We start from the raw sequence: 24,581 nt of genomic DNA on the forward strand, positions 1-24,581 counted from the left end.
AGGCGTACGAGGCGAGCGCCCCAGAAGCCCCCTGGAGCCAAACCCCTATACATACACGTGTGGCCCCACCAACCGATGGGGCCACACGTGTATGTATAGGGCGCTGAGGCCCGAGAAGGCTAGGCCTCGACCGCCGCGTCCTCTGCGGGGGCTGCGACGCCGAGCTGCAGCACGCGGGTTGTGCGTTCGAGCGATTCCTTCGCGGCTTCGGGGCGACCGTTGAGGCCCTGGCCAAGAGCGGGCACCTGCTCCTTGAAAACGTTCTCCCACTCAGACGCGTACTCGTCGGGGAAGCAGGTCTTCAGCACACCGAGCATCGCGTGGACCGCTGTCGAAGCGCCGGGCGAGGCTCCGAGCAGGCCGGCGATCGAGCCCTCTGCACCGGTGATGACCTCGGTGCCGAACTGCAGGATGCCGCCGAGCTTGGGATCCTTCTTCATAACCTGGACTCGCTGGCCAGCAGTGACCATCTCCCAGTCCTCGGTGCGCGCGCTCGGCAGGTACTGCCGCAGGGTCTCCATCTGCTTCTCGCGGCTCGCGAGGAGCTCAGACACGAGGTACTTCTCGAGCGAGAACTCCGTGAGGCCGACCTTGATCATCGGGCCGAGGTTGTGCGCACGGATGGAGCCGGGAAGATCCCACCACGAGCCCTTCTTCAGGAAGTTCGGGCTGAACCCTGCGTACGGCCCGAAGAGGATGCTCTTCTTGCCGTCGATGATGCGGGTGTCAAGGTGCGGGACAGACATCGGGGGCGCGCCGACCGCGGCCTTGCCGTAGACCTTCGCGTTGTGCTGCTCGACAATCTCTGGGTTCGAGGTCTTCAGGAACTTACCGCTGATGGGGAAGCCACCGAAGCCCTTGATCTCTGGGATGCCAGATGACTGCAGCAGCGGGAGCGCCCCGCCGCCTGCACCGACGAAGACGAACTTGGTGTTCGTGATCGAGGTGCCGTAGCCGTTGCGGCTGCGAACGTGCACGTCCCAAGTTCCGTCTGCCTTGCGCTTCAGCTTCTGTACCTCGGTCTCGAGGTGCATCTGGGCTCCCTCGCGCTCGAGGTAGCCGAAGAGCTGGCGGGTGAGGGCGCCGAAGTCGACGTCCGTGCCGGCTTCAGACCGGGTGGCGGCGACAACTTCGCTCTTCGCGCGGCGATCGATGACGAGCGGCACCCACTCGGCGATCTTCTCGGGGTCGTCGCTGAACTCCATGTCAGAGAACAGCGGCTCAGTCTTCAGCAGCTCGTAGCGGCGGCGAAGGTAATCAACGTTCTCCTCGCCACGCACAAACGTCATGTGCGGGGTCGGGTTAATGAAGCTTGTCGGTTCAGCGAGGATGCCACGCTCGACGAGGGTTGACCACCACTCGCGCGAGAGCTGGAACTGCTCGTTGATGTTGATCGCCTTATCGGCGGAGAGGCTGCCGTCTTTGCCCTCGGGCATGTAGTTCAGCTCGCAGAGCGCGGCGTGGCCGGTGCCCGCGTTGTTCCACCCGTTGGTGCTTTCGGTGGCGACTTCGCTGCGGGACTCGAAGACCTCAATGGTCCAGTCCGGGCGAACCTGCTTGATCAGCGTTCCGAGCGTTGCGCTCATCACCCCGCCGCCGATTAGTACGACATCTACCGTGTTTGTGCTCACGATCTTGTAGTGTACCTCGGTTACCGGGGCGCCCGGGTCTCACGGCGCTCAGGGAACCGGGTTTAGCCGATTGCGAGGCGCCGGGCTTCGGCGAGCGTTTCGGCTCTTGAGTCGACGATTCGCGTGTATCCGAGGCGTTCTGCCTCCGCGAGCCGCTGTGGCCCTGAGGTGACCGCGCGAATCTCACCGGCCAGTGAAATTTCACCGAAGGCCGCGAATTCGAGTTCGAGGGGCTTATCAGCGACCGCTGAAATCACTGCAAGCGCGATTGCCAGGTCTGCGGCGGGTTCGGTGAGTTTCACCCCGCCGACTGTCGATACATAGACGTCTTGGTCGTGGAGCCTGACGCGCGCACGGCGCTCAAGCACCGCGAGAATCATCGCCACTCGCGAAGGATCGACTCCGCTCGTCACGCGTCGCGGGTTCGGCGTCGCACTCGACGCCACGAGCGCCTGGATCTCGACTGGCAACGCGCGCCGCCCCTCCATCGCAACAGTCGCGCATGTGCCGCTCACGGGCACACTCCCTCGACTGAGAAACAGCCCGCTGGGGTCACTCACTTCGGCGATACCGCCGCCAGTCATCTCGAAGCAACCGACCTCGTCGGTCGGCCCAAAGCGGTTCTTCAGCGTACGCAGGAACCGCAGTGCGGTGTTGCGGTCGCCTTCAAAGTGACACACCACGTCGACGAGGTGTTCGAGGAGTCGCGGCCCGGCAACAGACCCGTCTTTCGTGACGTGACCGACGAGGATCACTGGCGTCCCGCGATCCTTCGCCACCCGAATGAGAGCGGCCGCAACCTCGCGCACCTGCGATGGGCCGCCCGCGATGCCCTCGACCTGGTCGCTCGCGAGGGTCTGCACTGAGTCGATGATGATGAGCCCCGGATCGACAAGCTCGATGTGCCCAAGTACCGAACCCAGGTCAGTCTCGGCGGCGAGATACAGGGTGTCAACGAGCGCGTCGGTACGCTCGGCCCGCATACGGATCTGGCCCGTCGATTCCTCTCCGCTCACGTACAGCACACGGGCACCGTGGCGGGCGATGCGCGAGGCGACATCGAGCAGCAACGTTGACTTGCCCACGCCAGGCTCACCTGAGAAGAGAATCGCGGCGCCCGGTACGATGCCACCTCCCAGCACGCGGTCAAGCTCAGTGATGCCCGTCTGCCTGTGCTTGACGGAGGCGCCAGAGAGTTCGGTGATCGGCCGAGCCTCACGCCCAGCTTCTGGCGCGGTTGCCTTGGTTGTACGCGCGAGCGAGGCCTTGGCCGCACCACGCAACTCGACGGTGCCCCACTGCTGGCATTCACCGCAGCGACCAACCCATTTCGCAGCCTGCCAGCCACACTCGCTGCAGGCATACGCGCTACTCGTTTTCGCCATGTGTCGAGACTAGCGGCGACCTCCGACACTCCGGCGCGCTCACACCTTTTACCCCGATTAGGTTCTGCAGACACTTTCCCGTAAACTTTTCCGCGGTGACGTGTCCGAGCGGCCGAAGGTGCAACACTCGAAATGTTGTGTAGGCAACCCCTACCGCGGGTTCAAATCCCGCCGTCACCGCCACAGTGAAAACCCCCGTTAGATCGAATGGAAACATTCTGATCGCGGGGGTTTTCCGCATTCTGGCCAGCGGGACGGGCCCACCCTTCGCAAGACAGCCCCTTCCCCGCAAGACAGCCCCCTGCATCCCGTTGGCTAGGTACTCACTTGCAGAAAACGGACTATCCGGCGGCCCGTAAAGGGCCCAGGCTACCGGGCGGACCCCGACCTCCGGGCAAGCCCGAGTCAAAGTCCCGAGGCTTAGACCACTTTCACCGCAATGCAGAGCCTGTTCGTCGCGTAGCCGGCAGTTCCGCGCGCTCCAACACCTCTGTCACGAAGGCCGTCACGCGCTCCGTGAGCTGGGCCCGATGCGCGGCCACCATCACATCGGCCGGCGGGTCGAGCGGCCCCATTGGCCTGAGCGCATTCACCCTCGCATTGCAGTCGAGGTCGATGCACAGGTAGGTCCCGAACGTCGAGCTGTCTTTGTGCTTCGGCGACGTGGGCGCGGTGAACAGCACCACCTGGTCGAACCGTCGCGGGATGCGACAGAATTCACACATCACGGCCCGCCGCACCGAGTTCCGCGTGCGAGTGGTTGTGAGCATCACACCCTGCAGGCCGTGCTCACCCTCGATGAAGAGGTAGCCGCGTTGCGGGGCGCTTGGGTCTCGCCAGCCGAGATAGTCGCGATCCTCCACTACAGGGGTGAAGCCGTCCCGCGGCATTCTGGCGGTCCTCCGGGTCGACGCGTCGACATTACCCAGTGCATTGCGCAGGGTTGTGAGCGCGTGGGGGCGCATGATTTCTCCTTCGTGAATCGCAATCTCAAGCAATTTGTACACACGTACAGATTACGCAGATAGACTACACGGAGTTCGCGAGAAATGAGGATCAATGGCCTATCTGCCCCGGGAAGAGCGCCGCGCGGCGATCATCGAGGCGACCGTCCGCGTCATGCTCGCGGACGGCCTCGAGGGCGTATCTGCGCGTTCCATCGCGACAGCAGTCGAAGGATCGCCCGGCCTCATCCACCAGCACTTCGAGAGCGTCCCCGAGCTCATCGCGAGCGCCTGGAAGAAGTTCGTCGCCGACAGCCTCACCGAGTATGACCAGGCTGTCGTCACTGACGGCAAAGACCCCATTCGCGAGTTCTTCGGCAACCATGTCGACCCCGAGCGTGCGGCAGAGGTCAGCCTGTGGGTGAGCGCCTGGGCCTACGCGCTCCGCTCCCCCGAGTTCGGACCCGTCTACGCCGAGACCCTCGGCCAGCTGACCGCGGCCCTCCGAAGCGCAGCCCCTGCGGTCTCTGAACTCGCCGCTGAGCGCACGGTGCTCCTCGGCGTCGCGCTCGCAGGCATGCAGCGCATCGCCCCGGAACAGTATGGCGCCGCGCACCTCGATGACCTCATCGCCGGCTGACCAGACGTGCACACATCGCACATCACGCTTGGCCACGACTACCTGCACTGGTTGACGTCGCCGCGCACCTGCTGTGGACTAGGGGCATGGTTCTCCTCGCATGGGCTGTCACGTGTGCGGGATTGGCCCTGCTCTTCATCTCCATAAGGATCGTGTTGCGCTCGCACCCCCACGAGCACATCCCGCTCACCGGGCAGCTCGATCCGATGCCGCCTCACGCAGAGTGGACCTACACCGTCGGCCTCGTCCTCACGGTGTCGAGTGGGCTCCTCATTTCTCGCGACGTCGGCCCGTGGAACTTCGTGCTTCTCTTTGCCGCTGTCATTGCCGCAGTCCTGGGCTTCTCACTGCACAATCGCCGGATCGACCGCCGCAATGCCGCTGGGTCCGAGGGCGGCGACGCCTAGCAGCTAGCCGTCGCGCACCACGGGCAGGGATCCAGCTCGCCCCAGACCACATTCCGCGCCCGCGACGCGCCCGAAATCTCAGACAGTGATACGGTTTTCACTGGCCCCGCACACTGGAGCGCGGTACGAACGGCACTGGTCGCCGGGGTACGGAGCGCACCGGCGGGGTCTTTTTCATGTTTTTGATTTTCCGCAGCGGTGCGCCCCTCGCCAGCGCTGCGAGGGCCATCGCACGCGGTATACCCCAGGGGAGAACCCGTGTCATCACCCACTACGCAGCCCGATAATACGGCGCCGGCGAGTCAGTCACAGCCGCGCAAGGGTGGCTTCTTCGGCCACCCGTGGGGACTTGCCAACCTCGCCGGCGTTGAGATGTGGGAGCGGTTCAGCTTCTACGGCATGCAGGCGCTCCTCGCCTTCTACATTTACTACTCCGTCACCGACGGCGGCCTGGGAATGTCTCAGGCCGCCGCGACGTCGATCGTTGGCGCGTACGGAGGCCTCGTCTACCTCTCTGCTGTGCTTGGTGGCTGGGTCGCTGACCGCGTGCTCGGCGCCGAGCGCACCCTGCTCACGGCCGCATGCCTCATCATGGGAGGCCACCTCGCACTCGCGCTCGTCCCGGGCGTGCTCGGTCTCGCTATCGGCCTTGTTGGCGTTGCGCTCGGCTCCGGCTCGTTGAAGACGACGACCTCGACGGTACTCGGCGACCTGTACGACAAGGGCGACCAGCGACGCGACGCCGCGTTCTCGATCTACTACATGGGCGTAAACATTGGCGGGTTCGCTGGCCCGCTGCTTACGAGCGCGCTGTGGGGCTGGAAGGGCTTCCACTGGGGCTTCGGTCTCGCAGCCATCGGCATGGCGATTGGCCTCGTGCAGTATGTCGCGATGCGCAAGCACACGGTGAGCGAGTCGAGCAGGAAGCCGGCGAACCCACTGTCTCCGGCTCAGAAGCGTGTGTGGTCGGTCATCTTCGGTGTCGCCATCGCGCTCATCGCTCTCGCGCTCTCGCTTGGCGTGATCACCGCAGAGAACCTCTCGACGGTTGTTGTTGTGCTCATCGTGATCGCTGTTGTTGTGCTGTTCACCGTGATTCTTTCAAGCCGCCAGGTCTCCGCCCCCGAGCGCCGTCAGGTGTTCTCGTTCATTCCCCTGTTTCTCGCATCGGCGGTCTTCTGGTCGCTGTCGCAGCAGCAGTTCACGGTGCTCGCGATCTATGCAGACCAGCGCCTGAACCGCAACATCTTTGGTTGGGAGATGCCCCCAAGCATGGTGCAGTCGATCAACCCGATCTTCATCATTATTCTTGCGGGAGTCTTCGCAGCGATGTGGGTGAAGCTTGGCGACAAGCAGCCAAGCACACCGGTGAAGTTTGCGATCGGTACTGCCCTCATGGGCGTCGCTTTCCTGTGCTTCATTCCATTTGCGGGCGGCGCAAACGGCACCGTTCCCTTCCTCGCCTACGTGGTGATCATTCTGCTGCTCACGCTCGCGGAGCTCAGCATCTCCCCCGTCGGGCAGTCGCTCGCGACGAAGCTCGCGCCCCGAGCGTTCCATTCGCAGATGGTTGCGCTGTTCTTCCTGTCGATCTCGCTCGGTTCCGCCGCCTCCGGATCGCTGTCGCGCTTCTACACTCCCGAGAACGAGGTCCCGTACTTCCTCGCGCTCGGTGGCGCGTCGATCGCGGTAGGCGCGATCCTCTTCCTGCTGCGTAAGCCCGTGCTGCGACTCATGGGCGGCATTCGCTAGCGCGAACCCGCGTCACCGCGCGTCGAAGGGCCGGGCAGAAGCTTGAGCTTCTGCCCGGCCCTTCTTGCGTCGCAGCGGGGATACATGGGGCATACGTCGAATGGATTCTTGGGGGAAGCCTCGACGTCCGCGCTGCGGGTCAGGTGGCTAGGGTGTCACGCCGCGCTTCTTCCGCCAGAGCAGCAGTGCTCCGCCGAGCACGAGAAGTCCGCCCGCAACTCCGCCAATGCTCCCGAGCTGCGCACCAGTGACGGGCAGGCCCCACAGCAGCACTGTGGCGCTGTCTGAGTCCCGGCCCGAGTCATCCGGGTCACCGAACGTGTGGTAATCCACCGTCGCGGTGTTCGTGACGTCGGTTCGATTCGATCCGGCGTTAACTGTCACACCGAGTGTGATCTCGGGTGCCTCGGAGGCTCCCTCGGCAGATCCCTTCGGCTGCAGCGGACCGAAGAGCTCGCAGCGGAGCGTTCCACCGTAGCCTCGCTGGTCCTTGCCAGTCACATCGCACTCGCTCCAGTTCGGGAAGGTGTCGGCGTTGCCCTTGCCTGCCCACTCGACCGAGTCGACCCTCAGATCGGCTGGGATCTTGTCGGTGACGACGACACCCTCGGCGGCGCTGTCATCGCTCACGTTCTTCACCGCGAGGGTGTAGTCGAACGACTTGCCCGGCTGCGTGCGTGTGACGCTCGCGTCCTTCTCAATCTCGACCTGCGAGTGGCGCGCGACGCCACAGCCAGCGGTTGCCGGTGGGTAGCTCGCGTTGAACGTCAGCTCGGGGTTGACCGAGAACTGAATCGTCGTGTCACCGCGCCAGGAGAAGTCAAGCTCGCTCGGGTCGAGGATCAACCCGTTGAATACGAACTCTGCCTGTTGCGCCGGAGTCATGACTGTCGAGGTGCCTGGCAGCAGGTAGCCACCGCCTGCGGCGAAGTCGGACGCCTTGAGTGCACGCCATCCTGGGTAGTCGATGCTGACACCTGACGGTGTGAATGCCGATCCAGGCCATGCCTGTGTGGAGGTCCAGCTCGTGCTTCCACCGGGCTCGGTGAGCGTCACCTCAGCCGGTACCGTTTCTGCAGTCGCCCCGTCTGGAGTCCACCGGAAGTTCACCGGCTTGTCCTCAAGCAGCGCTGACTTCGAAACCGACCAGCCAAGCATCGGCGCGTCAGCCACGCAGAGCGTGTAGACGGTTGCTGTGAGATCCCGTACGGGAACCTCTGCCTCGTCGCAGTTGTTGTTTGCATTCGAGTCGCCTGCCATCTCGACGCACGCCGTGTTTGTGAGTTCGTCGAGCGCCGCGGGCGCGGCGGGAGCCGGCGAACCTTGCAGGATCGGTTCCGTCTGCAGGTTCGCTGCTGGGAGGAACTCGACACTGATGCGCACGTCGACTGATTCGCCGACACCGATCTCGCCGATCGTGAGCTCGACATCGTTGCCGTCGTATCCGGGGGCCTCCGTCCACGCGACGTCGGGGTCGACTGTGAGACCCGTGATCCTCAGCCGCTCGTTGATGTCGGAGTCTGTCACCTTGACGTCAGTCGCCGGGGCGGTGCCGTGGTTCGTGACAGTGAGCACGTAGTCGAACGAGTCGCCTGGCTGCACCGAGGTTTCACCCTCTGCGAGCACCGCAGTCTTCTCGATTCCCACGTCCCTGAAGTTCACAGTCACGCAACCGCCATCCTCGGCTGAGAATCCGCCAGAGGTGGCGATTCCGAAGTTCGGAACAACGATCCCGGTACCCTCGGTGTCTTCGCAGACACCTGGCTCACCGAGCTCACCGGGAACAACCTTGACGGTAGCCGAGACGAGGTAGTCGAACTCTGGAATCGATGACTCGCCGTTCTCCTTGACGAACTGTGCTCCGTCCACGAGTCTCCACTCGCCAGTCGCCGGCCGGCGCGGGTTCTGCGGAGCTGGGGTCTGGCTGTTCGCCGCTGCTGCGGACCAGCCGCCGACGGTCTCGACGCCAGCTGGGAGCTGCGGTTCGTCGGCGAGCGAGAAGCTCACGCCAAGCGGGTAGCCCGATTCGATCTCCGGGTATGTCACCGAAACGTTGTAGGCGATGTCGAACGTTCCGTCGCCATTGTCGACCGATGATGCGCCAGTCTTCTCGATTGTCGGGAAGATCGGTTCTGCACAGGCCGTGACTGGCGTCGTGTCGCCGCCGGAGGTGAGCTCGGCGGTGTTCAGGAACCCGCCGTCCCCGCCCTCGGTCGCGCACGCAGTGGAGCCGAACTCGATTGCTGCGGCAGTCACATCGGCGACGACGGAGACCCTGTACTCGTGGGTCGCGCCCGGCGCGATTGCTGCACCCTTCGCGATGTCTGCGCTCCAAGTCGCCTCAGCGAAGTCTCCTCGCGCGCCCGCTGGCCCTGTCCACGAGGCCGACTTCACGTCGATCCCGTCTCCGAAGGCGAGCACGTCGCTGAGGTCGTACTTCGAGGCGAGCCCGTCAGGGTTGTCCTGGCCCTTCGCGGCGAGCGCGACCACGAGGTTGTAGTCGATCCTCCACGTGCCGTCAGCATTCTGGATCGCCCCCGCCACAGTCTTGGAGACCTGCGGCGTCACAGCGTCTGGAACAGGCAGGCATGCGGTGTCGTCACCGATGACTGTGTCGCCCTGGGAGAGCGCCGCGGTGTTGAAGAACCCGGTTCCGGGGCCCTCACAGGCCGCAACGGTCGTTTCCCCGACGCGCGCCTCCCACGTGACGAGCCACGTGTGGGGTGCATCGCCGGCACCGATTGGAGTGGGCTCGTCGCTGAATGGCGCGCCAGCGGCGATCCCGAGCTCCGCCCCTGCCGGGTCGGTGTCGGTGCGCTGCGCGGTGCCGTCACCGAGGGTGACGCCACCCGAGAACTCAGGGGTATCGCTGAGCGTGTACGACGAGTCGTAGTCGCTCGGGGTGACGGTGAGCGTGTAGCTCACGCGCCACAGCTCAGGATCCATCGCGTCCTGTTCAGCCCCAACCGCGATCTTCGTGATCGTTGGCAGGTCAGGCTCTGCGCAGGCCTCGACAGGTGTCGTCACAGCGCCAGAGACGAGCTTCGCGGTATTCAAGAATCCGCCAGCTTCGCCGCCGGTGAGGCACTCACCCGCGCCTTCCTCGAGGGCGCCGACTGGTACCTCAGCCGCGACGCTCACCTTGTAGGTGTGCGTGCTTCCCGCCTTGATTCCCTTGCCTGTCGCGATGCTCGCGCTCCAGCCGGCCGCGTCGAAGTCGCCCGAGGCGTCGGCTGGACCCGTCCACGATGCCGACTTCACGTCGATGCCGGCGCCGTAGGCGAGAACGTCGGTGAGGTCGTACTTTGCCGACAGGCCTGCCGGGTTCGCTTCGCCCTTTGGTGCGAGGGTCACGACGAGATCGTAGTCGATCGTCCAGCTCCCGTCTGGCTGCTGCGCGGTCTGCGTCACCGTCTTCGAGACCTGCGGGTAGACCCGATCTTCGACTGGCGCGCACGCGCTGTCGTCGTCGATGACTGTCTCTCCCTGCGTGAGCTCTGCGATGTTGAAGAACCCGGTTCCTGGGCCCTCGCACTCGTTGAGCTCGCCTGAGACGTCCGTTCCGACTCGCGCCTCCCACGTGACTAGCCACGTGTGGGGTGCGTCGCCGGCGCCGATCGCTGTCGGTCCAACGCTGAACGGCTGGCCCGAGGAGATCGCGAACGCGTCCTGCGCAGGGTCGGTGTCAGTGCGCTGGGCGGTTCCATCGCCGAGCTGGATGCCCGCCGCGAAGTCGGGGGTATCCGTCAGCGTGTAGGAGGCGTCAAAGCCGCTCGGGGTCACGGTGAGCAGGTAGCTCACGCGCCAGAGATCAGGATCGGCTTCGTCTTGCACTGCGCCAACCGCGGTCTTCGTGAGTGTTGGCAGCTCAGGCTCTGCACAGGCCTCCACAGGGGTTGTCTTCCCACCGGAGACGAGTTTTGCAGTGTTGAGGAAGCCACCTGAGTCACCCTCGGTGACGCACTCGGTCGTACCGTTCTCTACAGCCTCGCCGGTGACCCGTGCGACGGCTGTCACAGTGTATGTGAGCGCCTCGCCCGCGGCGATTGTCGCCCCGGTTGCGAGGTTCGCCGACCACGTCGTGTCATCGAAGTCGCCCTCGGCGCCCGCCGGCCCGGTCCACGCAGCCGACTGCACGGTGATGCCGGCACCGTACGCGAGTGTGTCGCTGAGGTTGTACTTTGCCGAAAGACCGTCGCGGTTCAACTCGCCCTTGGCGGGGAGCGTCACGGTGAGGTCGTAGGTGACTGTCCAGTCGCCGTTCGGCTCCTGGCTCGCCGACGTGACGTTCTTCGTGACTGTCGGGTCGGCTGGCTTCGGCACGGGGATGCACGCGTCGCTCTCGCTCACGACGTCGTCGCCTTGCACGAGTGCAGCCGAGTTGAAGAAGCCCGACTCTGGCTCGCCGCACGCTGCGTCTGCGGTGGCGACGTCACCAAGACGTGCTTCCCAGCTCACGAGCCACGTGTGCGGCTCGTCGGTTGCGGCGATCGCCACCGGGTCGGCGGTGAACTTTTCACCACTCGTGATGCCCACCGCGGCGCCGGCAGGGTCGGTGTCTGTCCGCTGCGCCGTTCCAGCTCCGAGTGTCACCCCGTCAGCGAACGCCGGCGTATCAGTGAGCGAGTAGAAGGAGTCAGCTGATCCTGGCGTGACTGTGAGCGTGTAGCTCACGTGCCACAGTTCAGGGTCGGTCGCATCCTGCTCGGCGCCGACCGCGGTCTTCGCCACTGTCGGCAGGTCTGGCTCAGCGCACGCACGCACGTCTGTCGTCTTTCCGCCAACGGTGAGCGTTGCAGTGTTCAGGAAGCCCGAGGCTGATCCGTCTGACTCGCAGGTGAGTGTCGATTCCTCGGCCGTCCACGCAGCCGGGTCGATGCTCGCGATTACAGAGACCGTGTACTTATCTTGCGCACCTGCGGCAAGCGCGCGGTTCGTGGCAAGCGTGGCGGTACCGGCTGTATCAAACGCACCTGTCGTTCCTGCAGGGCCAGCCCATGTCGCTGTGTTCACGGTGATGTCGCCGCCAAACTTCAGCGTGTCAGCAAGGGAGTAGGTCGCAGTCACCGGGCTGAGCAGGTTGCTCGCGGTCACGTCGTAGACGATCTCCCACGTGCCGTCTGCAAGCTGCGACACACGGTTCACCGTCTTCGTGATGTCTGCACTACCCGACGGGATCTCCGAACAGACAGTCGACTCGTCAGTGCCGATGCCGTTATCAACGACGGCGGTGTTCCAGAGCCCCGTTTCACCGCCCTGATCGCACACCAGCGCGGCGGCGTCTGTGCTTGCCGGGAAGATGAACTTGACCGTCACGGTCGCGGTGAGTGCGCCCTTCGGCGGGACGAGAGCGTCGGTAACGAGGGCACCACTGCCGTTCCAGGCGGACGTCAGGGTTCCGCCAGTGCTGCTCACGCTCTGCACTTCGAACGTCGCACCATCGGGAAGCTCGCCAAGCGTGTCAGCAAGGTCGATACCCAGGGGGATGTCTGACGGATTCGTCACCACGATCTTGTAGTTGATCGTCCAGGACCCGTCTGCGTTCTGCACTGGCTGAGCTGCGGTCTTCTCAACGGTCGGTGTGGCAGGTTCGCCACAACCGGAGTCGCTTGCCTCGCCGCCGGGGAATGCGATCGTGGCGGTGTTGAAGAACGCACCGCCCTGCTCAGGATCGCATGTCAGCGACGGTTCTTCGGTCGAGCTGTCAAAGCTCGCGATCACTCGGTACGTGTACTCGTGCGTCGCGCCGGCCGCAATCGGCTTGTCGGCGACGGGCGCAGGTGCGCCCACCCAGTTCCCCGACACAACTGTGAATCCTGCCCCCAGATCCGGGGTGTCAGTGAGCGTGTAGGTGCTCGCGACCTGGCCGGGGTTCTTCACCGCGATTGTGTAGTCAATTTGCCAGTCGCCGGTGGCGAGCTGCGCGACGGTGCCGTCGCTCTTCTCGATTGTGAGCGGCGATGGAAGCGCCGTATTCACGATCGTGCAGACTGCATTGTCACCTGCCCCGAGGTGGAGCGTGTCGTCTGAGTCGACGTCGATGAGCTTCGGCTCGTCGCCGTTCACGACGCACGAGAAGGCAGTGCCGTTCTCGAACCCGGCGGTCGCCGCAGACTCAGTCAGCGAGTACTCGCCTGGCAACACCTCGGTCGCGGCGAAGCCGCCCGCGCCGGAGAGCGCCTCCTGGGTTGCCGGGTACGGTGTGATCGCGCTTCCGTCGTTACCGGTTGCGACGGGTGCGGTCCAGCTCGCGCCGAGCGTCCAGCGCTCGTCGCCGACAGGCACGATCTCGACTTCGTCGTCGATCTGCACCTGCTTGACGAGCTGCAGTGTTGGCTTCGGCTCGTTCACTGCGGTGCACTTCATCCAGCCACCGGGCTGCACGGTCACGCCGCCGTTACGGCCGTCGCTCTGGTTGCTTGCCCACACCGGGTTTCCGTCGACAACTGAGGTTGCCGCGACGCAGACCCACGAGCCTGTCGAACCGGCGCCGTGGTTCGGGCCCCACTGGTTCTGTAGCGTCGGGCGCCACTGCTGCGTGTACTTCTTCGCGGCCGGCGTCAGCGCCTCCTCCGCAAGCGGGTAGACAACGCCGGGGGTCACTGCCGCCGTCGCAGCGCCTGAGCCCGAGACTCCCGAGGGGCCAGTGGCCGCACCGCCTGGGGCGATCGCGTCGAGGTTCCAGTCGGTTGCGGGGGTCTTGCCGTCGGCAACCGACTTTTCGAGAGTGAGCTTCGTCTCACACGTCACTGTGTTGGTGATGGTGACGGCGTTCACGCCTTGGTCGCTCGCGAGCGTGAGTTTCACCTTGCCGCCTGGGAGCTCGGGAGTGAACGTTGCAGTGTTCGTGCAGAGCGGCGGCAGTCCGTTCACTGTCTCAGTGACCGCAACTGTCGAGTCGAGCGCAAGGTTTGAGACTGTCTGGCCGAAGTTCACGACTCCGCCTGGAAGCCTGGTGTTGTCGCTGAGCTGCAGGCCTGCGCTGAGCCCGGGGATTGCCGTGGGAGCAACGTTCGGGTCGGTCACTTCTTCGAAGGTGCCGTCTCCGTCAGCGTCGATCTTCCACACTTTGTCCACGCGCAGCTGCGCAGACCTGTCCTGCGCCTGGTTGTAGATCGTGCAGGTCACCGTTGCGTTCTGGATCGGGTCGACGCTGAAGCCTGGATTCGTCGGACTGTCAATGTTTGTGACTGCCACGCTCGCGCCAGTGTCGGTTCGCGTACAGACTGCGTTCTTGCCGTTCTGCGGCGCGAGCGTGTGCTCGAGGCCAAGTGTCTCGGTCACGCTCATGCGCCGGTTGGCTTGAGTCGTACCTTCAAAGTTCGAGCGGAAGCCGAGCACACCGGTCGCCCCCGTCAGCCCGGAAGCAGTCGTCGCGAACGTCGTTCCGACCTCGTCGATGCGAACCGCCGCGGCGCCTGTCTGTGCGGTGAACCCCCAGTTGTTCTTGGGCTGCGCATTGGCAACGGTCCCGCCAACTGGAATGACCTGCTTGACGACGTTCACGGTGCCGTCACAGTTTGCGGAGGCAAGTGCCCGGAGCTGGGCCTCGAGGTTGTTCCAGTTGCTCACTTGGTAGTAGTCAGAGTTGGCCGTCGGGCCTGAGATTGCCTGAAGGTTGTACGAGTCTCCAGAGACCCCGAGGCCCACTCCGACGGCCATAATCTTCACGTTCTGGGCCTTGATGGCGTTCGCTGACGCGATCGCGTTCTCCATCTCGAAGAAACGCGTCGCCCGTGCGCCGTCGCCATTCTGACCGTACACGGTGGGAAGACCGTCGGTGATCATGATGACGGCGTCGAGTTGTGGCGCCATCGTGTTCAGCGACCAGAGGCCCGCGTCCCAGTTCGTGTACTGGGTCGAGCTGCTGATTGTGAGGCCGTTTGCCTTGTCCTTCACGGTTTGGGCCTGGGCCGCAGTCGCGACGCTCGTGAGGCCCAAGAAGCTGTTGTTTGCCCCTGGCGCCGGAGACACGGTTCCGAAGGTGTGGAGGGCGACTCGCGATGGGGTGCCTGTGAGCGCACTCACGACTGCCGAGGACGCGTTACGGATCTGCTGGAGCGCACCACTCGTCTGTGAGACCGATGTCGAGAGGTCGACGAGCAGGGCAACGTCGATGCCGCACTCGGCGGGGATCGACGGGTTGTTGCGCACGCTCGACCAGGTACCGGAGCTCGCACGGAGGCTCGAGCCTGTCGGGGGCCTGAAGGTCCGGTCGGCGGCCGAGCCGCCGCTGCGCGCCGCCCCGGTGTAGAAGCTGTAGGGCTCTGCCGTGCCGACTGAGAGGCCATTTGATGAGGTGTTCATCGTCGAGAGAATCGACCAGCCGCCAGGCGCTTCGACTGACCTCACGAGGTACCCGGGGGAACTCGATCCAGATCCCCGTGTTGGCACCTTCATCCAGCACTGGCCAGTCGCGTCGGTCGTACATGTCGCTACGGCAGTCTGGTTCGTCACGTTCGTGAGGCTTGTCGCCTGGAATGCGCTGAAGGCGACCCCTGCAAGGTTTTCACGGCTGTTCAGTCCGTTCCTGTCGCCTGTCGCGGCGATCTGGATCAGCCACTCCGAGGCCCCGGGCGGCGTTCCCGTTCCAGGGCCGCCGTTGAGTGTCGGAACCGCAGCCGGTGCGACGTCTGCCGCTGCCGCTCGCGGGGCAGCCGCCTTGGCTTCGCCTCCCGTGGAACCGTCTTCGCTCGGCGCCTCCGCCTGGGGTTCCGGCGTGCTTTCCTCGTCGCTTGGAGCAACGGGAGCTGCGGGCGGTGTCTCGCCTGTCTCGCTTCCCGAGTCAGTTCCTGGGTCGGTCTCCGGCGCCTCCGTCGTTTCCGGCCCGGTTGTCTCGACTGTTGGCTGATCAGCGGGGGGCGTTGTCACGGCGTAGGCCGCTGTCGGCAGACCCGTGTAAATCACCGCGCCCGCGAGGACCATCGCAACCAGGCGACCAATGCTCCGCCTTCGCGCTCTGGCAGACGCTCCCGCCAATCGAAATTGCTGACCCCGTCGTGACATGCGAATTCCCCATCCCCAATGATGCTGCAGTAATCGTTGGGCCCCAGAGAACCCATAGCGTACTCGTTGACGATAAGCGTCAGGATTCACAAAATCAAGTCCGATGATTCCGCCTTGTGAGTGAACAATCGATGATTGGTAATCGTGACACATGTCTTTCATACTCACCGATATAGGCGGGAGGTGTCCATTGAAACCCATTATGAACTGGGGTTTCTATCCACACACAAGCAGTTCCGTAGCCCGGAACTTCTGGGTTCAGTTCATTCATTCCGCCCAGCAGAACTCGCCTCTGAAGTCTCTACGGAAGTGGTCGGCGTGTCAAGATCGTTACCAATGGCGAATCGAGGAAGTTCCCAACCCCGATCGGGCAAGATGAGGAGCACTATGAGCCCAAGAAATCTGTTCCGCCTGTTCGCGACCGCGGAGGTCATCACCTGGGCCGGCCTGATCGCCGCGCTCATCCTCAGGGCGACTGGCATCACCGCCGGCGCGGTCCCGATCGCCGGCGGCATTCACGGCTTCGTATTTCTCGCCTACTGTGTCTCGACAGTGTTTGTGTGGATCAACCAGCGCTGGAAGCCCGGTCTCGGCGTCACCGGCCTGCTCCTTGCCATCGTGCCATTTGCGACCTACCCGTTCGAACGCGCCGTCGACAAGCGCGGCCTCCTTGCCGGCCCTTGGCGCCTCGCCCCCGGCGGCGAAGCCCCAAGCGGCTTCGTTGAGCATGTCCAGGCGTGGATCCTGCGTCGACCGATCCTCTCGATCGGCCTGATCGCGATCCTCGTCGTGATTGTGTTCCGTGTACTCCTCTGGTTGGGCCCCCCGGTGCCCAAGGGTTAGGATCTCCAAAAGGAGCACAATCATGAGCAATCTTGAGGCACAGCCCGAAGAAACTGTCTGCGCTGCAGGCCCAGGCACCGCGGGCGCTGTAGAGGTACTTGAACCGAGGGAGGTGCCGCTTGGCGGCCTCCGAGGCATGCCGGTGCGCCGCACACTCCCCCAGCGGGGTCGCAGCCTCATCGGCGCCTGGTGCTTTCTCGACCACTACGGCCCCGATGATGTCGCAGAGTCAGGCGGCATGCAGGTTCGCGCACATCCCCACACGGGACTGCAGACCGCGAGTTGGCTCTTTTCGGGCACCATCGAGCACCGCGACAGCGCGGGCAACCACGCGATGGTTCGCCCCGGCGAGCTGAATCTCATGACCGCTGGCTCAGGAATCAGCCACTCCGAGCGGTCAACCCCCGACACCACGCTGCTGCACGGCGCACAGCTCTGGATCGCGCTCCCCGCACACGCGCGCGGCATCGCAAAGCGGTTCGACCACTACGTGCCACCGCTTCTCACCGGCGACGGCTACACGGCCCAGGTGTTCCTCGGCTCGCTGCTCGGGCAGCACTCCCCCGTCGAGACACACACGCCGCTCGTTGGGGCCGAACTCACCCTCGAGGCGGGAACGAGCCTCACTCTCGAAGTTGACCCGACCCACGAGCACGGTCTGCTCGTTGACACCGGCTCGGCAACGCTCTCACCTGACAAGGCCGAAGGTACATCGCTCCGCGCAAACGACCTCGGCTTTGCCGCTGCCGGGTGCGCTGAGCTCACGATCACCGCTGGAGCAGACGGCGCACACCTCCTCCTCATCGGTGGCGCGCCATTCGAGGACGAGCTCGTGATGTGGTGGAACTTCATCGGCGGCTCCCACGAGGAGGTCGCCGCCGCCCGCGACGCGTGGCAGGCAACGATCAACAGCTCCGAGCCCGCCGACTCCGACCGATTCGGATTACCAGACAACGAGCCTGAGCCGCCACTCCCAGCCCCAGAACTGCCGACAGCGCGACTTCTGCCCCGCAGTAAGCTCGGCCCGCTCCCGCCAGCGACGGGAACGCTCGCCACGGCAGGTCGCGACGCTTCAACTTCGCACTCGTCTTCCAAGGAGGCCCCCATGTCTGATGCAGCAGAACACATCCGAGTCGCCCACGAGCCAGACTCCTCAAGATACGCAATCTACGTCGAACAGGCCCTGGCGGGCTTCACTGAGTACCGGGTGCCAGCTCGCGGCAACGCCCGCGCGTTCGTTCACACCGAGGTCAGCCCCGAGTTCGGCGGCCGCGGCCTCGCCGGTACGCTTGTCACTGAAGCCATGGCTGACACGCGCGCCGCTGGAATGCGCATCGTTCCGTATTGCCCCTACGTGTCGGCGTGGCTGAAGAAGCACCCCGAGTACGAGGAGATCGTCGATTGGCCGAACACCTAGCCGAGCCCATTCGGGTCAGCGCTGTCGTCATTCGCGACGCTGAGGGCAGGGTCCTCAACGTCAGAAAGCGCGGAACCGATTCGCTCATGCTTCCCGGCGGAAAACCGGAGACCGGCGAGGATCCCCGAGACACCGCAATCCGCGAGTTCCGAGAGGAACTCGGAGTGGAACTCGATCCGCTCCGTCTTCGCGGCCTCGGGCAGTTCCGCTCCCCAGCCGCCAACGAGCCCGAGCGCGACGTCATCGCGCACGTGTTCGAGCATCCCTACGTCGCGGTCGACCGCCCACTCGCCGAGATTGAACATCTCGAATGGGCAGACCCACACGAAGAGAACCCCGCGATGGCGCCGCTCAACATCGAGCACGTCTTCCCAGCCCTCGCCCGACCCGAACGCCCAGCGCAGCGCCTTGCGGTGTTCACAGGGTCGGCGTTCGGTAACTCCGACGCCTTCGCCGCTGGTGCGCGCGAATTCGGCGGTGCGATGGCGCGAGCGGGCATCGAACTCGTTTACGGTGGCGGCAAGGTCGGCCTCATGGGCACTGTCGCCAACGCCGTGCTCGACGCAGGAGGCAGCGCGTTCGGCGTCATCACGGAAGCGCTGCTCAACGGCGAGACCGGACACACGGGGCTCACCCGTCTTGAGGTCGTTGCGTCGATGCCAGATCGCAAGCGCCGAATGGCTGAACTCACCGATGCCTTCGTCGCGCTTCCGGGTGGCCCGGGAACCCTCGAGGAGATCTTCGAGGTGTGGACGTGGGTGACGCTCGGCATCCACACGAAGCCTGTGGCGCTCTACGACATCGAGGGGTACTGGCAGCCGCTCATCGGCGCGATCGACGCGATGGTCGACGCTGGGTTCTCGAAGCCTGAGGCAAGGGGCGCACTGATCGTCGCGACCGAGCCGGCCGAGCTCTTCGCGAAGATCGGCGAGTGGCAGCCACCGCGACCCAAGTGGTCGTAGCCGCAATTTCTCATCTCGTCGAGTAGCCGCTTTCCTGACGCAGCCGGCGTAACTTCCATTACGCTGAGTGCATGAACGACGCTGCGCACCAGCCTCATCCCAGCGCCTCGCCCGCACACGCGGAGACGCCAGCCTCCCTGGCGCCGGTACGCACACAGACTGGCATACCCCCGTCGCTCACCGTGCTGCTCGGTCTCGCGGCAGCCGTCATCGTGCTCGCTGGGGTGTCGTTTGCGCGCGAGGTGATTGGCCCGCTCGCCCTCGCAGCGGTGATCGTCATCATCTGTTCACCGGTGCGGCGCCCGCTCGACCGCCGCGGCGTGCCGAGCTGGGTGTCGACATCGGTCGTCGTTGCGCTCTCATGGGCGATCCTGCTTGTGCTCGCCGCCATGCTTGCGTTCGCGACTGCCGAGTTCACGCAGCTCGTCATCGCCTACAGCGCAGACCTGCGGGCAACTGCCGACGCGCTCTTCGAGTTTTTCACCTCGCTGGGCCTGAGCGATCAGTTCACCGACGCCATCACCTCGGTGCTCACGCCGTCAACGATTGTCCAGTACGCGACGTCGCTTGGTAGCAGTATCCTTGGCGTGCTGACGGCGCTGTTCTTCATCTTCGCCTACGCGATATTCATGGCTGCCGACGCCGGCCGCTTCGCACGGGCCACGCGAGAGTTTGGGCCCTCGGCCGGCCCTCGCGTGCGGCGCTTCGCAAACTTCAACAGCAACGTGCGCCGCTACTACGTCGTGAACGCGGCGTTCGGTCTCCTCGTCGCGGTCGTCGATGGTCTCGCCCTCTGGGCACTCGGCATCCCAGCTCCCCTCGTGTGGGCCATCCTCTCGTTCGTTACGAACTTCGTTCCGAACATCGGCTTCGTGCTCGGCCTCGTGCCGCCCGCAATTCTCGCGCTCGTTGTCGGCGGGTGGCCGCTGATGCTCGCGGTGGTCGCGGTCTATGCAGTCGCGAACGTGCTGCTCCAGGTGCTTATCCAGCCCAAGTTCGTCAGCGACGCCGTGAGCTTGAGCCTGACGCTCAGCTTTGTGTCAGTGCTCTTCTGGACGTTCATCATCGGACCACTCGGCGCCATCCTTGCGATCCCGCTGACGCTCCTCGTCCGCGCGCTCATCCTTGAGCGCGACCCGAACATGGGGTGGCTGCGCTGGCTTTCTGGCGACAACCTCACCGCCGAATCCGGTAGACCACCCGCCGACTAGCTGCGGCCGGAGCACGGCGTGCCATCGGCAGATCCTTCGCTAGCTACGTGCGCCGGGTTTAGCCGCGGGCGCGATGCCGCCGAACCGCCGCGCGGTTTGCGCACCGCACCGAGCAGTAGCGCTGCCTGCCATTGCGGGTCACATCGACGACCACGTGGGTGCACGGTTCCGCCGCGCATCGTCCGAGTCGGGTGACTCCGCGCGTCGTGAGATGCAGGGCCGTTCCGACAGGGATCACTGAGCGCAGTACCCCTGGGAGTGATTGCCTGTCGTCGCGGTAGTGGAGGTGCCAGCCCTCGCCGTCGTGGTTCACGAGCTGCGGAAACGCGGCCGCGTCGGCCATCTGCCGATTGAGAATCTCGGCGCGGCGCTCTGGGTTCTCGGCGTCGACAACTCTGAGCCATTCATCGATCACGGCACGTACCGCTGCATGGTCTCCGTCATCCACGGCGAAGCGCATCGTCATGCCGAACTCGCGCGTTCGCTCCTCGACCCCTGAGCGATCCACCGGCCAGTCGTTGGCGAGCGAAGCCGCGAGCAGCACAGCGTAGGTGCCGTAAGGGTTGAGATGCATAAGGGCATTACATCACGCTTGTCTCATGAGCACCACCGCACCAACCACTAGCCAGCCCGGCACCACCCCGCACGCGACTTCCGCCGAACCTGGCACGCAACCTGTCGCCAACGGCTCAGGCGCCCCACAGACCTCGCACACAGCCGAACAAGCCCGCCGCGCACACGAACACTCGTGGCGAACGGAGTCGCACCATTCGACGTCAGAGGGCATCGTGCGCTACGTGCGCTGCGCTCGCTGCGGCGCGCATCGGGTCGAACTGCGCCCACTCGCCCCCAGCCGGTTGCACGCATGACCGCTTGACCGGGTGCCAGCCCTCGCAGACCAGGCAGCCGTGGAACCCGCATATGGGCGTGTGGTTTGGCGCCTAGCGCAGACGGTCCTCCCAGAACGCGCGCAGCTGGCGGCTCTTCGTGAAAACAATCTCGTCCCACTCCTCGTCGGTAGTCGAGCTGTCAGCAAAGTCGGACGGAACCTTAAACACCTGCAGCGGCACCTCAAACCGGGCGCACAGTGCCCCGTAGGCGTACCCCTCCATGTCGACGAGTTGAGCACCGAGGCCGGCAATGTGGGCACGCTGCGCATCATCCTTCACAAACTGGTCCCCAGTCGCCATGGTGGCGGTCTCCTCAAGCAGCACAGTCCCACCCGGAATGAGAGTCTCAGACGGCAACGAAAAGTCGTGCTGCACGAGCGCAGTCACCTGGTACACAGTGTCGAGAGATAGCCGATCTGTGCCCTCCCCAACGACGCCTGCGGTTCCGAGCACGACGACGCGCCCCACGTCGCCGACGCTGAGCTCCTTGGCGAGCGACACAGCAGCATTGATCTTGCCGACGCCGGTCACCAGGTGCGGCACGTCAGCGAAGGCAGACGCCTCGTCACCGTGAGCAAACACGAGCAAGGTACGGTTGGCTGTCATGAAGTCTCCTCATAGTCAAAGCGGCGAAACGCTGCAGCGCGGGGGCTTCGAGCGGTTCTCTCAGGCGCGATCGCAAGCCCCGGAAACCAAGGCTATCGCGCAAAGTCAGCCGCTGATTTGCGCGGGCTGCGCAAGCGAAGCGAAATCATCACTGGTGTTTTTCGAAGACTTGTTCTAAGATATTCAACAGAGCTTGCAAGCGACCGCGATTTCGTCCAGTGCAGGGCCAGTCTTCATTCCAGCGAAGTGCGCAGCAGCTCACCAAGATCCGCATGGATCGACCGCCTCAATCGAGGCCAAGCACGCACATGTGTCTGCACTCAGCACAGCGTGCTCATTACCGCCGCTCGTCATGACGACGACGCGGCTTCGAAAGGACCTATCACTATGCATACGCAGAACATCACCCCCATCCGCCCAGCGCCGCGTACTCCGTACCACTCGCTCGGCGAAGGCGCAAAGATGCGGATTCCCGCGTGGGCACAACACCGCTCCGTGTACCGCAGCGCGGGCCGCACGCTCTACGTTGTCGAGACCGACACACTCGCAGACGCCCGCCGTGACCTCGTCCGACTGGACAAGGCAGGCTGGGACGTCGCTGTCGAAGCAGCCGGCACCAACGCGCGCATCGCGCTCAGCCGCGCCGCGTAGTCGAGCCGATCAACCACTGGTCGTGTAGCGACGCAGCCGCGTAGCCGCGCAACCGCTTGAAATGCCCCGTCGATCCTGACCGGATCGGCGGGGCATGTGCGTTCCCACCTCCTGGGTGCTGCTCCGGTCGCCCCGTAGCTGCGCGTCACATTCGGCTGCGCGCCCCACCCGCGAGGCTACACTTGCGGCATGAGTGACGTTGAGCTTGCCGCAGTAGAGAGTTTCGCCCTTGACCACACGAAGGTGCTCGCGCCGTACGTCAGACTCATCGGCGTCGAACGCGGCCCGAAGGGTGACGCGATCTCGAACTTTGACATTCGCCTCGTGCAGCCAAACGCCGGCGAGATCCCGACAGCCGGTCTCCACACCATCGAGCACACAATCGCCGCGCTCCTGCGCACACGGTTCGACGGCCTCATCGACATTTCGCCCTTCGGCTGCCGGACGGGCTTCCACATGATCGTGTGGGGTGAGCCAAGCTCAGCGGAGGTCGCGTCGGCTATCAAGACCTCGCTGACCGACCTCGTCGAGAAGGTCGAGTGGGAAGACGTGCCTGGCACCACCGCCGAGAGCTGCGGCAACTACCGAGATCACAGCCTGCACTCTGCCAAGGAATGGTCGAAGCAGGTGCTCGAACAGGGCATCAGCGTCGACGCGTTCGACCGCAGCGTCATCGCGTAACCAGCACGCGCGCGGCCGCGGTGAGTGGCGACCCGCTCCCCCATTGGCAGCAAGATGCGCAGCGCCGGAACAGTGTTCCGACGCTGCGCATCTTACTTCTTAGGCCGATTCCCGTACACCCGACCGCCTCCGGAGGATGAGAGCAGTCGCGCCGCCTGCGAGAAGCAGGAGTGCCGCCGCGCCGCCGATGAACGGCAGCTGTCCGCCAGTGCCCGGCAGGCCCGGGTCAGGCTTCGGCGGCGTCACTGCGACAACCTCGAACGGGAGCTGCAGGAGCTCGGAGTCTGCCCCGTCAAGGAACGCGGTGTGGTCGCCGAGTTCGAAGTCAGCTGGGATCTTGAATTCGAACACAACCTCGCCGTTCTCGTTCGCGACCTGAGTACCGAGCTCGACGGTTTCAGATTTGATCGACCCCGCGACACTCTCGCCAGGCGCGAACCAGTGGCCAGTGATGACGAGAGTCTCGCCGCGCTTCAGCGTCTTGGCTGACAGCTCCATCCAGGGGCTGCCGACCTGGATCACTGTCGGCTCCGAAACGTTGCCGTGCGAATCCGTAGCGGTGACTGACAGTGACGTGCCCGGCTGCACAGGTGGCTCGAGCGTGCAGCTCCACTTGCCATCTGCCGCTGCGACAGTCTCACAGACGACGTTGCCGTCCTTATCCTTCACTGTCACTGTTGACCCCGGCTCAGCGGTGCCGCCGACAGTCTTGCCGTCAGTCGGGTTGACAACTGGGGGCGCCGGCGGAGTCGTATCCACGATGACCTGCACCGGGGCCGACTCGTTGCCGTCTGGATCGATCTGCACAACTTCAAAGGAGCCGTCACCGATCGGGCCACACTCGAACGTGCCGTCAGGCTTCACAACGGTGGAGCACAGCACCTCGCCCGTGTCCGGATCGCGGACCTCGATCGTGTCGCCGGGCTCACCCTCACCGGTGACGACGCCACCGTCGGTGGAGTCAACCTTCGGCGGCTTCGTCACCGTGATCTCAATCGGGGCCGACTCGTTCCCCTCCGGATCGATCTGCACGACCTCCAGGTCGCCGCCGCCCTCAATCGGGCCGCACTCGAATGTGCCGTCAGGCTTCACAACGGTGGAGCAGAGCACCTCGCCCGTGTCCGGATCGCGGACCTCGATCGTGTCGCCGGGCTCACCCTCACCGGTGACGACGCCACCGTCGGTGGAGTCAACCTTCGGCGGCTTCGTCACCGTGATCTCAATCGGGGCCGACTCGTTCCCCTCCGGATCGATCTGCACAACCTCCAGGTCGCCGCCGCCCTCAATCGGACCACACTCGAACGTGCCGTCAGGCTTCACAACGGTGGAGCACAGCACCTCACCCGTATCCGGATCGCGGACCTCGATCGTGTCACCAGGCTCACCCTCACCGGTGACGACACCGCCATCGGTGGAGTCAACCTTCGGCGGCTTCGTCACCGTGATCTCGATCGGAGCGGACTCGTTCCCCTCCGGATCGATCTGCACAACCTCCAGGTCGCCGCCGCCCTCAATCGGACCACACTCGAACGTGCCGTCAGGCTTCACAACGGTG

Annotated in this window: 16 protein-coding genes and 1 tRNA gene; 10 read left to right on the plus strand and 7 right to left on the minus strand. The window is 64.7% G+C overall.

What is annotated here, in order from left to right; translation table 11 throughout:
* Nucleotides 1-119 precede the first annotated feature (119 nt).
* Together ACF07D_RS15565 and radA are read right to left on the minus strand one after the other, a co-directional pair.
* Nucleotides 120-1,631 (minus strand): malate:quinone oxidoreductase, encoded by a 1,512-nt coding sequence (locus ACF07D_RS15565; protein WP_119282015.1) that lies wholly within the window; start codon nt 1,629-1,631, stop codon nt 120-122.
* A 62-nt stretch (nt 1,632-1,693) separates the two neighbouring features.
* Nucleotides 1,694-3,016, minus strand: coding sequence for a DNA repair protein RadA (radA, locus tag ACF07D_RS15570; RefSeq protein ID WP_255809048.1), 1,323 nt, complete (start codon nt 3,014-3,016; stop codon nt 1,694-1,696).
* Nucleotides 3,017-3,110: 94 nt separating this feature from the next.
* Between radA and ACF07D_RS15575 the strand changes: the two genes are divergently transcribed.
* Nucleotides 3,111-3,199, plus strand: a tRNA-Ser gene (locus ACF07D_RS15575).
* 248 nt (nt 3,200-3,447) lie between these two features.
* On the opposite strand, the gene ACF07D_RS15580 is transcribed toward ACF07D_RS15575, so the two are convergent.
* Complete coding sequence (locus tag ACF07D_RS15580; protein ID WP_391505517.1) at nt 3,448-3,981, minus strand: FBP domain-containing protein; 534 nt, start codon at nt 3,979-3,981, stop codon at nt 3,448-3,450.
* A gap of 94 nt (nt 3,982-4,075) precedes the next feature.
* Here ACF07D_RS15580 and ACF07D_RS15585 point away from each other — a divergent pair, with 94 nt between their 5' ends.
* From ACF07D_RS15585 to ACF07D_RS15595, 3 genes are all read left to right on the plus strand, one after another.
* Nucleotides 4,076-4,600: a TetR/AcrR family transcriptional regulator gene (locus ACF07D_RS15585; RefSeq protein WP_391505518.1), complete on the plus strand. Its 525-nt coding sequence runs from the start codon at nt 4,076-4,078 to the stop codon at nt 4,598-4,600.
* A 152-nt stretch (nt 4,601-4,752) separates the two neighbouring features.
* A complete protein-coding gene (locus tag ACF07D_RS15590) occupies nt 4,753-5,007 on the plus strand; it encodes a hypothetical protein (RefSeq protein WP_391505519.1) in 255 nt (84 codons plus the stop codon).
* Between the two features lie 258 nt (nt 5,008-5,265).
* Nucleotides 5,266-6,759, plus strand: coding sequence for a peptide MFS transporter (locus ACF07D_RS15595; RefSeq protein ID WP_391505520.1), 1,494 nt, complete (start codon nt 5,266-5,268; stop codon nt 6,757-6,759).
* Between the two features lie 147 nt (nt 6,760-6,906).
* On the opposite strand, the gene ACF07D_RS15600 is transcribed toward ACF07D_RS15595, so the two are convergent.
* Nucleotides 6,907-15,684 carry a VWA domain-containing protein gene (locus tag ACF07D_RS15600; RefSeq protein ID WP_391505521.1) on the minus strand — a complete coding sequence of 2,926 codons (8,778 nt, stop codon included), beginning with the start codon at nt 15,682-15,684 and terminating at the stop codon, nt 6,907-6,909.
* Between the two features lie 468 nt (nt 15,685-16,152).
* Here ACF07D_RS15600 and ACF07D_RS15605 point away from each other — a divergent pair, with 468 nt between their 5' ends.
* The 4 genes from ACF07D_RS15605 to ACF07D_RS15620 all read left to right on the plus strand — a co-directional run bounded on the left by ACF07D_RS15605 (nt 16,153) and on the right by ACF07D_RS15620 (nt 20,198).
* Entirely contained in the window at nt 16,153-16,608 is a 456-nt protein-coding gene (locus ACF07D_RS15605; protein ID WP_391505522.1) for a DUF3817 domain-containing protein, read from the plus strand.
* Nucleotides 16,609-16,630: 22 nt separating this feature from the next.
* A complete protein-coding gene (locus ACF07D_RS15610) occupies nt 16,631-18,025 on the plus strand; it encodes a bifunctional pirin family protein/GNAT family N-acetyltransferase (RefSeq protein ID WP_391505523.1) in 1,395 nt (464 codons plus the stop codon).
* On the plus strand, nt 18,010-18,987 hold the full coding sequence (locus tag ACF07D_RS15615; protein ID WP_391505524.1) for a TIGR00730 family Rossman fold protein: 978 nt from the start codon (nt 18,010-18,012) through the stop codon (nt 18,985-18,987). Before ACF07D_RS15610 ends, ACF07D_RS15615 begins: the two co-directional genes overlap by 16 nt.
* Before the next feature lie 71 nt (nt 18,988-19,058).
* The gene (locus ACF07D_RS15620; protein ID WP_391505525.1) at nt 19,059-20,198 is read left to right on the plus strand and encodes an AI-2E family transporter; all 1,140 of its coding nucleotides are present in this window, start codon (nt 19,059-19,061) and stop codon (nt 20,196-20,198) included.
* Between the two features lie 58 nt (nt 20,199-20,256).
* On the opposite strand, the gene ACF07D_RS15625 is transcribed toward ACF07D_RS15620, so the two are convergent.
* Together ACF07D_RS15625 and ACF07D_RS15630 are read right to left on the minus strand one after the other, a co-directional pair.
* On the minus strand, nt 20,257-20,772 hold the full coding sequence (locus ACF07D_RS15625; protein ID WP_391505526.1) for a CGNR zinc finger domain-containing protein: 516 nt from the start codon (nt 20,770-20,772) through the stop codon (nt 20,257-20,259).
* A gap of 367 nt (nt 20,773-21,139) precedes the next feature.
* Nucleotides 21,140-21,694, minus strand: coding sequence for a purine-nucleoside phosphorylase (locus ACF07D_RS15630; RefSeq protein ID WP_391505527.1), 555 nt, complete (start codon nt 21,692-21,694; stop codon nt 21,140-21,142).
* 387 nt (nt 21,695-22,081) lie between these two features.
* Between ACF07D_RS15630 and ACF07D_RS15635 the strand changes: the two genes are divergently transcribed.
* Nucleotides 22,082-22,345, plus strand: coding sequence for a hypothetical protein (locus ACF07D_RS15635; RefSeq protein WP_119282002.1), 264 nt, complete (start codon nt 22,082-22,084; stop codon nt 22,343-22,345).
* A gap of 189 nt (nt 22,346-22,534) precedes the next feature.
* Nucleotides 22,535-23,026 carry an S-ribosylhomocysteine lyase gene (locus ACF07D_RS15640; protein WP_391505528.1) on the plus strand — a complete coding sequence of 164 codons (492 nt, stop codon included), beginning with the start codon at nt 22,535-22,537 and terminating at the stop codon, nt 23,024-23,026.
* Between the two features lie 99 nt (nt 23,027-23,125).
* On the opposite strand, the gene ACF07D_RS15645 is transcribed toward ACF07D_RS15640, so the two are convergent.
* Nucleotides 23,126-24,581 (minus strand): Ig-like domain-containing protein (locus ACF07D_RS15645; protein ID WP_391505529.1); only part of this gene is annotated, 1,456 nt, incomplete at its 5' end.

Source organism: Leucobacter sp. NPDC015123, assembly GCF_043080205.1.
In the GTDB taxonomy this organism is placed as follows: domain Bacteria; phylum Actinomycetota; class Actinomycetes; order Actinomycetales; family Microbacteriaceae; genus Leucobacter; species Leucobacter aridicollis_A.

Bases quoted from the DNA above. Each gene is read 5' to 3' on its own strand.
- radA (WP_255809048.1), bottom strand. From the start codon at position 3,016: ATGGCGAAAACGAGTAGCGCGTATGCCTGCAGCGAGTGTGGCTGGCAG.
- ACF07D_RS15580 (WP_391505517.1), bottom strand. From the start codon at position 3,981: ATGCGCCCCCACGCGCTCACAACCCTGCGCAATGCACTGGGTAATGTC.
- ACF07D_RS15585 (WP_391505518.1), top strand. From the start codon at position 4,076: ATGGCCTATCTGCCCCGGGAAGAGCGCCGCGCGGCGATCATCGAGGCG.
- ACF07D_RS15600 (WP_391505521.1), bottom strand. From the start codon at position 15,684: ATGGTCCTCGCGGGCGCGGTGATTTACACGGGTCTGCCGACAGCGGCC.
- ACF07D_RS15605 (WP_391505522.1), top strand. From the start codon at position 16,153: ATGAGCCCAAGAAATCTGTTCCGCCTGTTCGCGACCGCGGAGGTCATC.
- ACF07D_RS15610 (WP_391505523.1), top strand. From the start codon at position 16,631: ATGAGCAATCTTGAGGCACAGCCCGAAGAAACTGTCTGCGCTGCAGGC.
- ACF07D_RS15620 (WP_391505525.1), top strand. From the start codon at position 19,059: ATGAACGACGCTGCGCACCAGCCTCATCCCAGCGCCTCGCCCGCACAC.
- ACF07D_RS15625 (WP_391505526.1), bottom strand. From the start codon at position 20,772: ATGCATCTCAACCCTTACGGCACCTACGCTGTGCTGCTCGCGGCTTCG.
- ACF07D_RS15630 (WP_391505527.1), bottom strand. From the start codon at position 21,694: ATGACAGCCAACCGTACCTTGCTCGTGTTTGCTCACGGTGACGAGGCG.
- ACF07D_RS15635 (WP_119282002.1), top strand. From the start codon at position 22,082: ATGCATACGCAGAACATCACCCCCATCCGCCCAGCGCCGCGTACTCCG.
- ACF07D_RS15640 (WP_391505528.1), top strand. From the start codon at position 22,535: ATGAGTGACGTTGAGCTTGCCGCAGTAGAGAGTTTCGCCCTTGACCAC.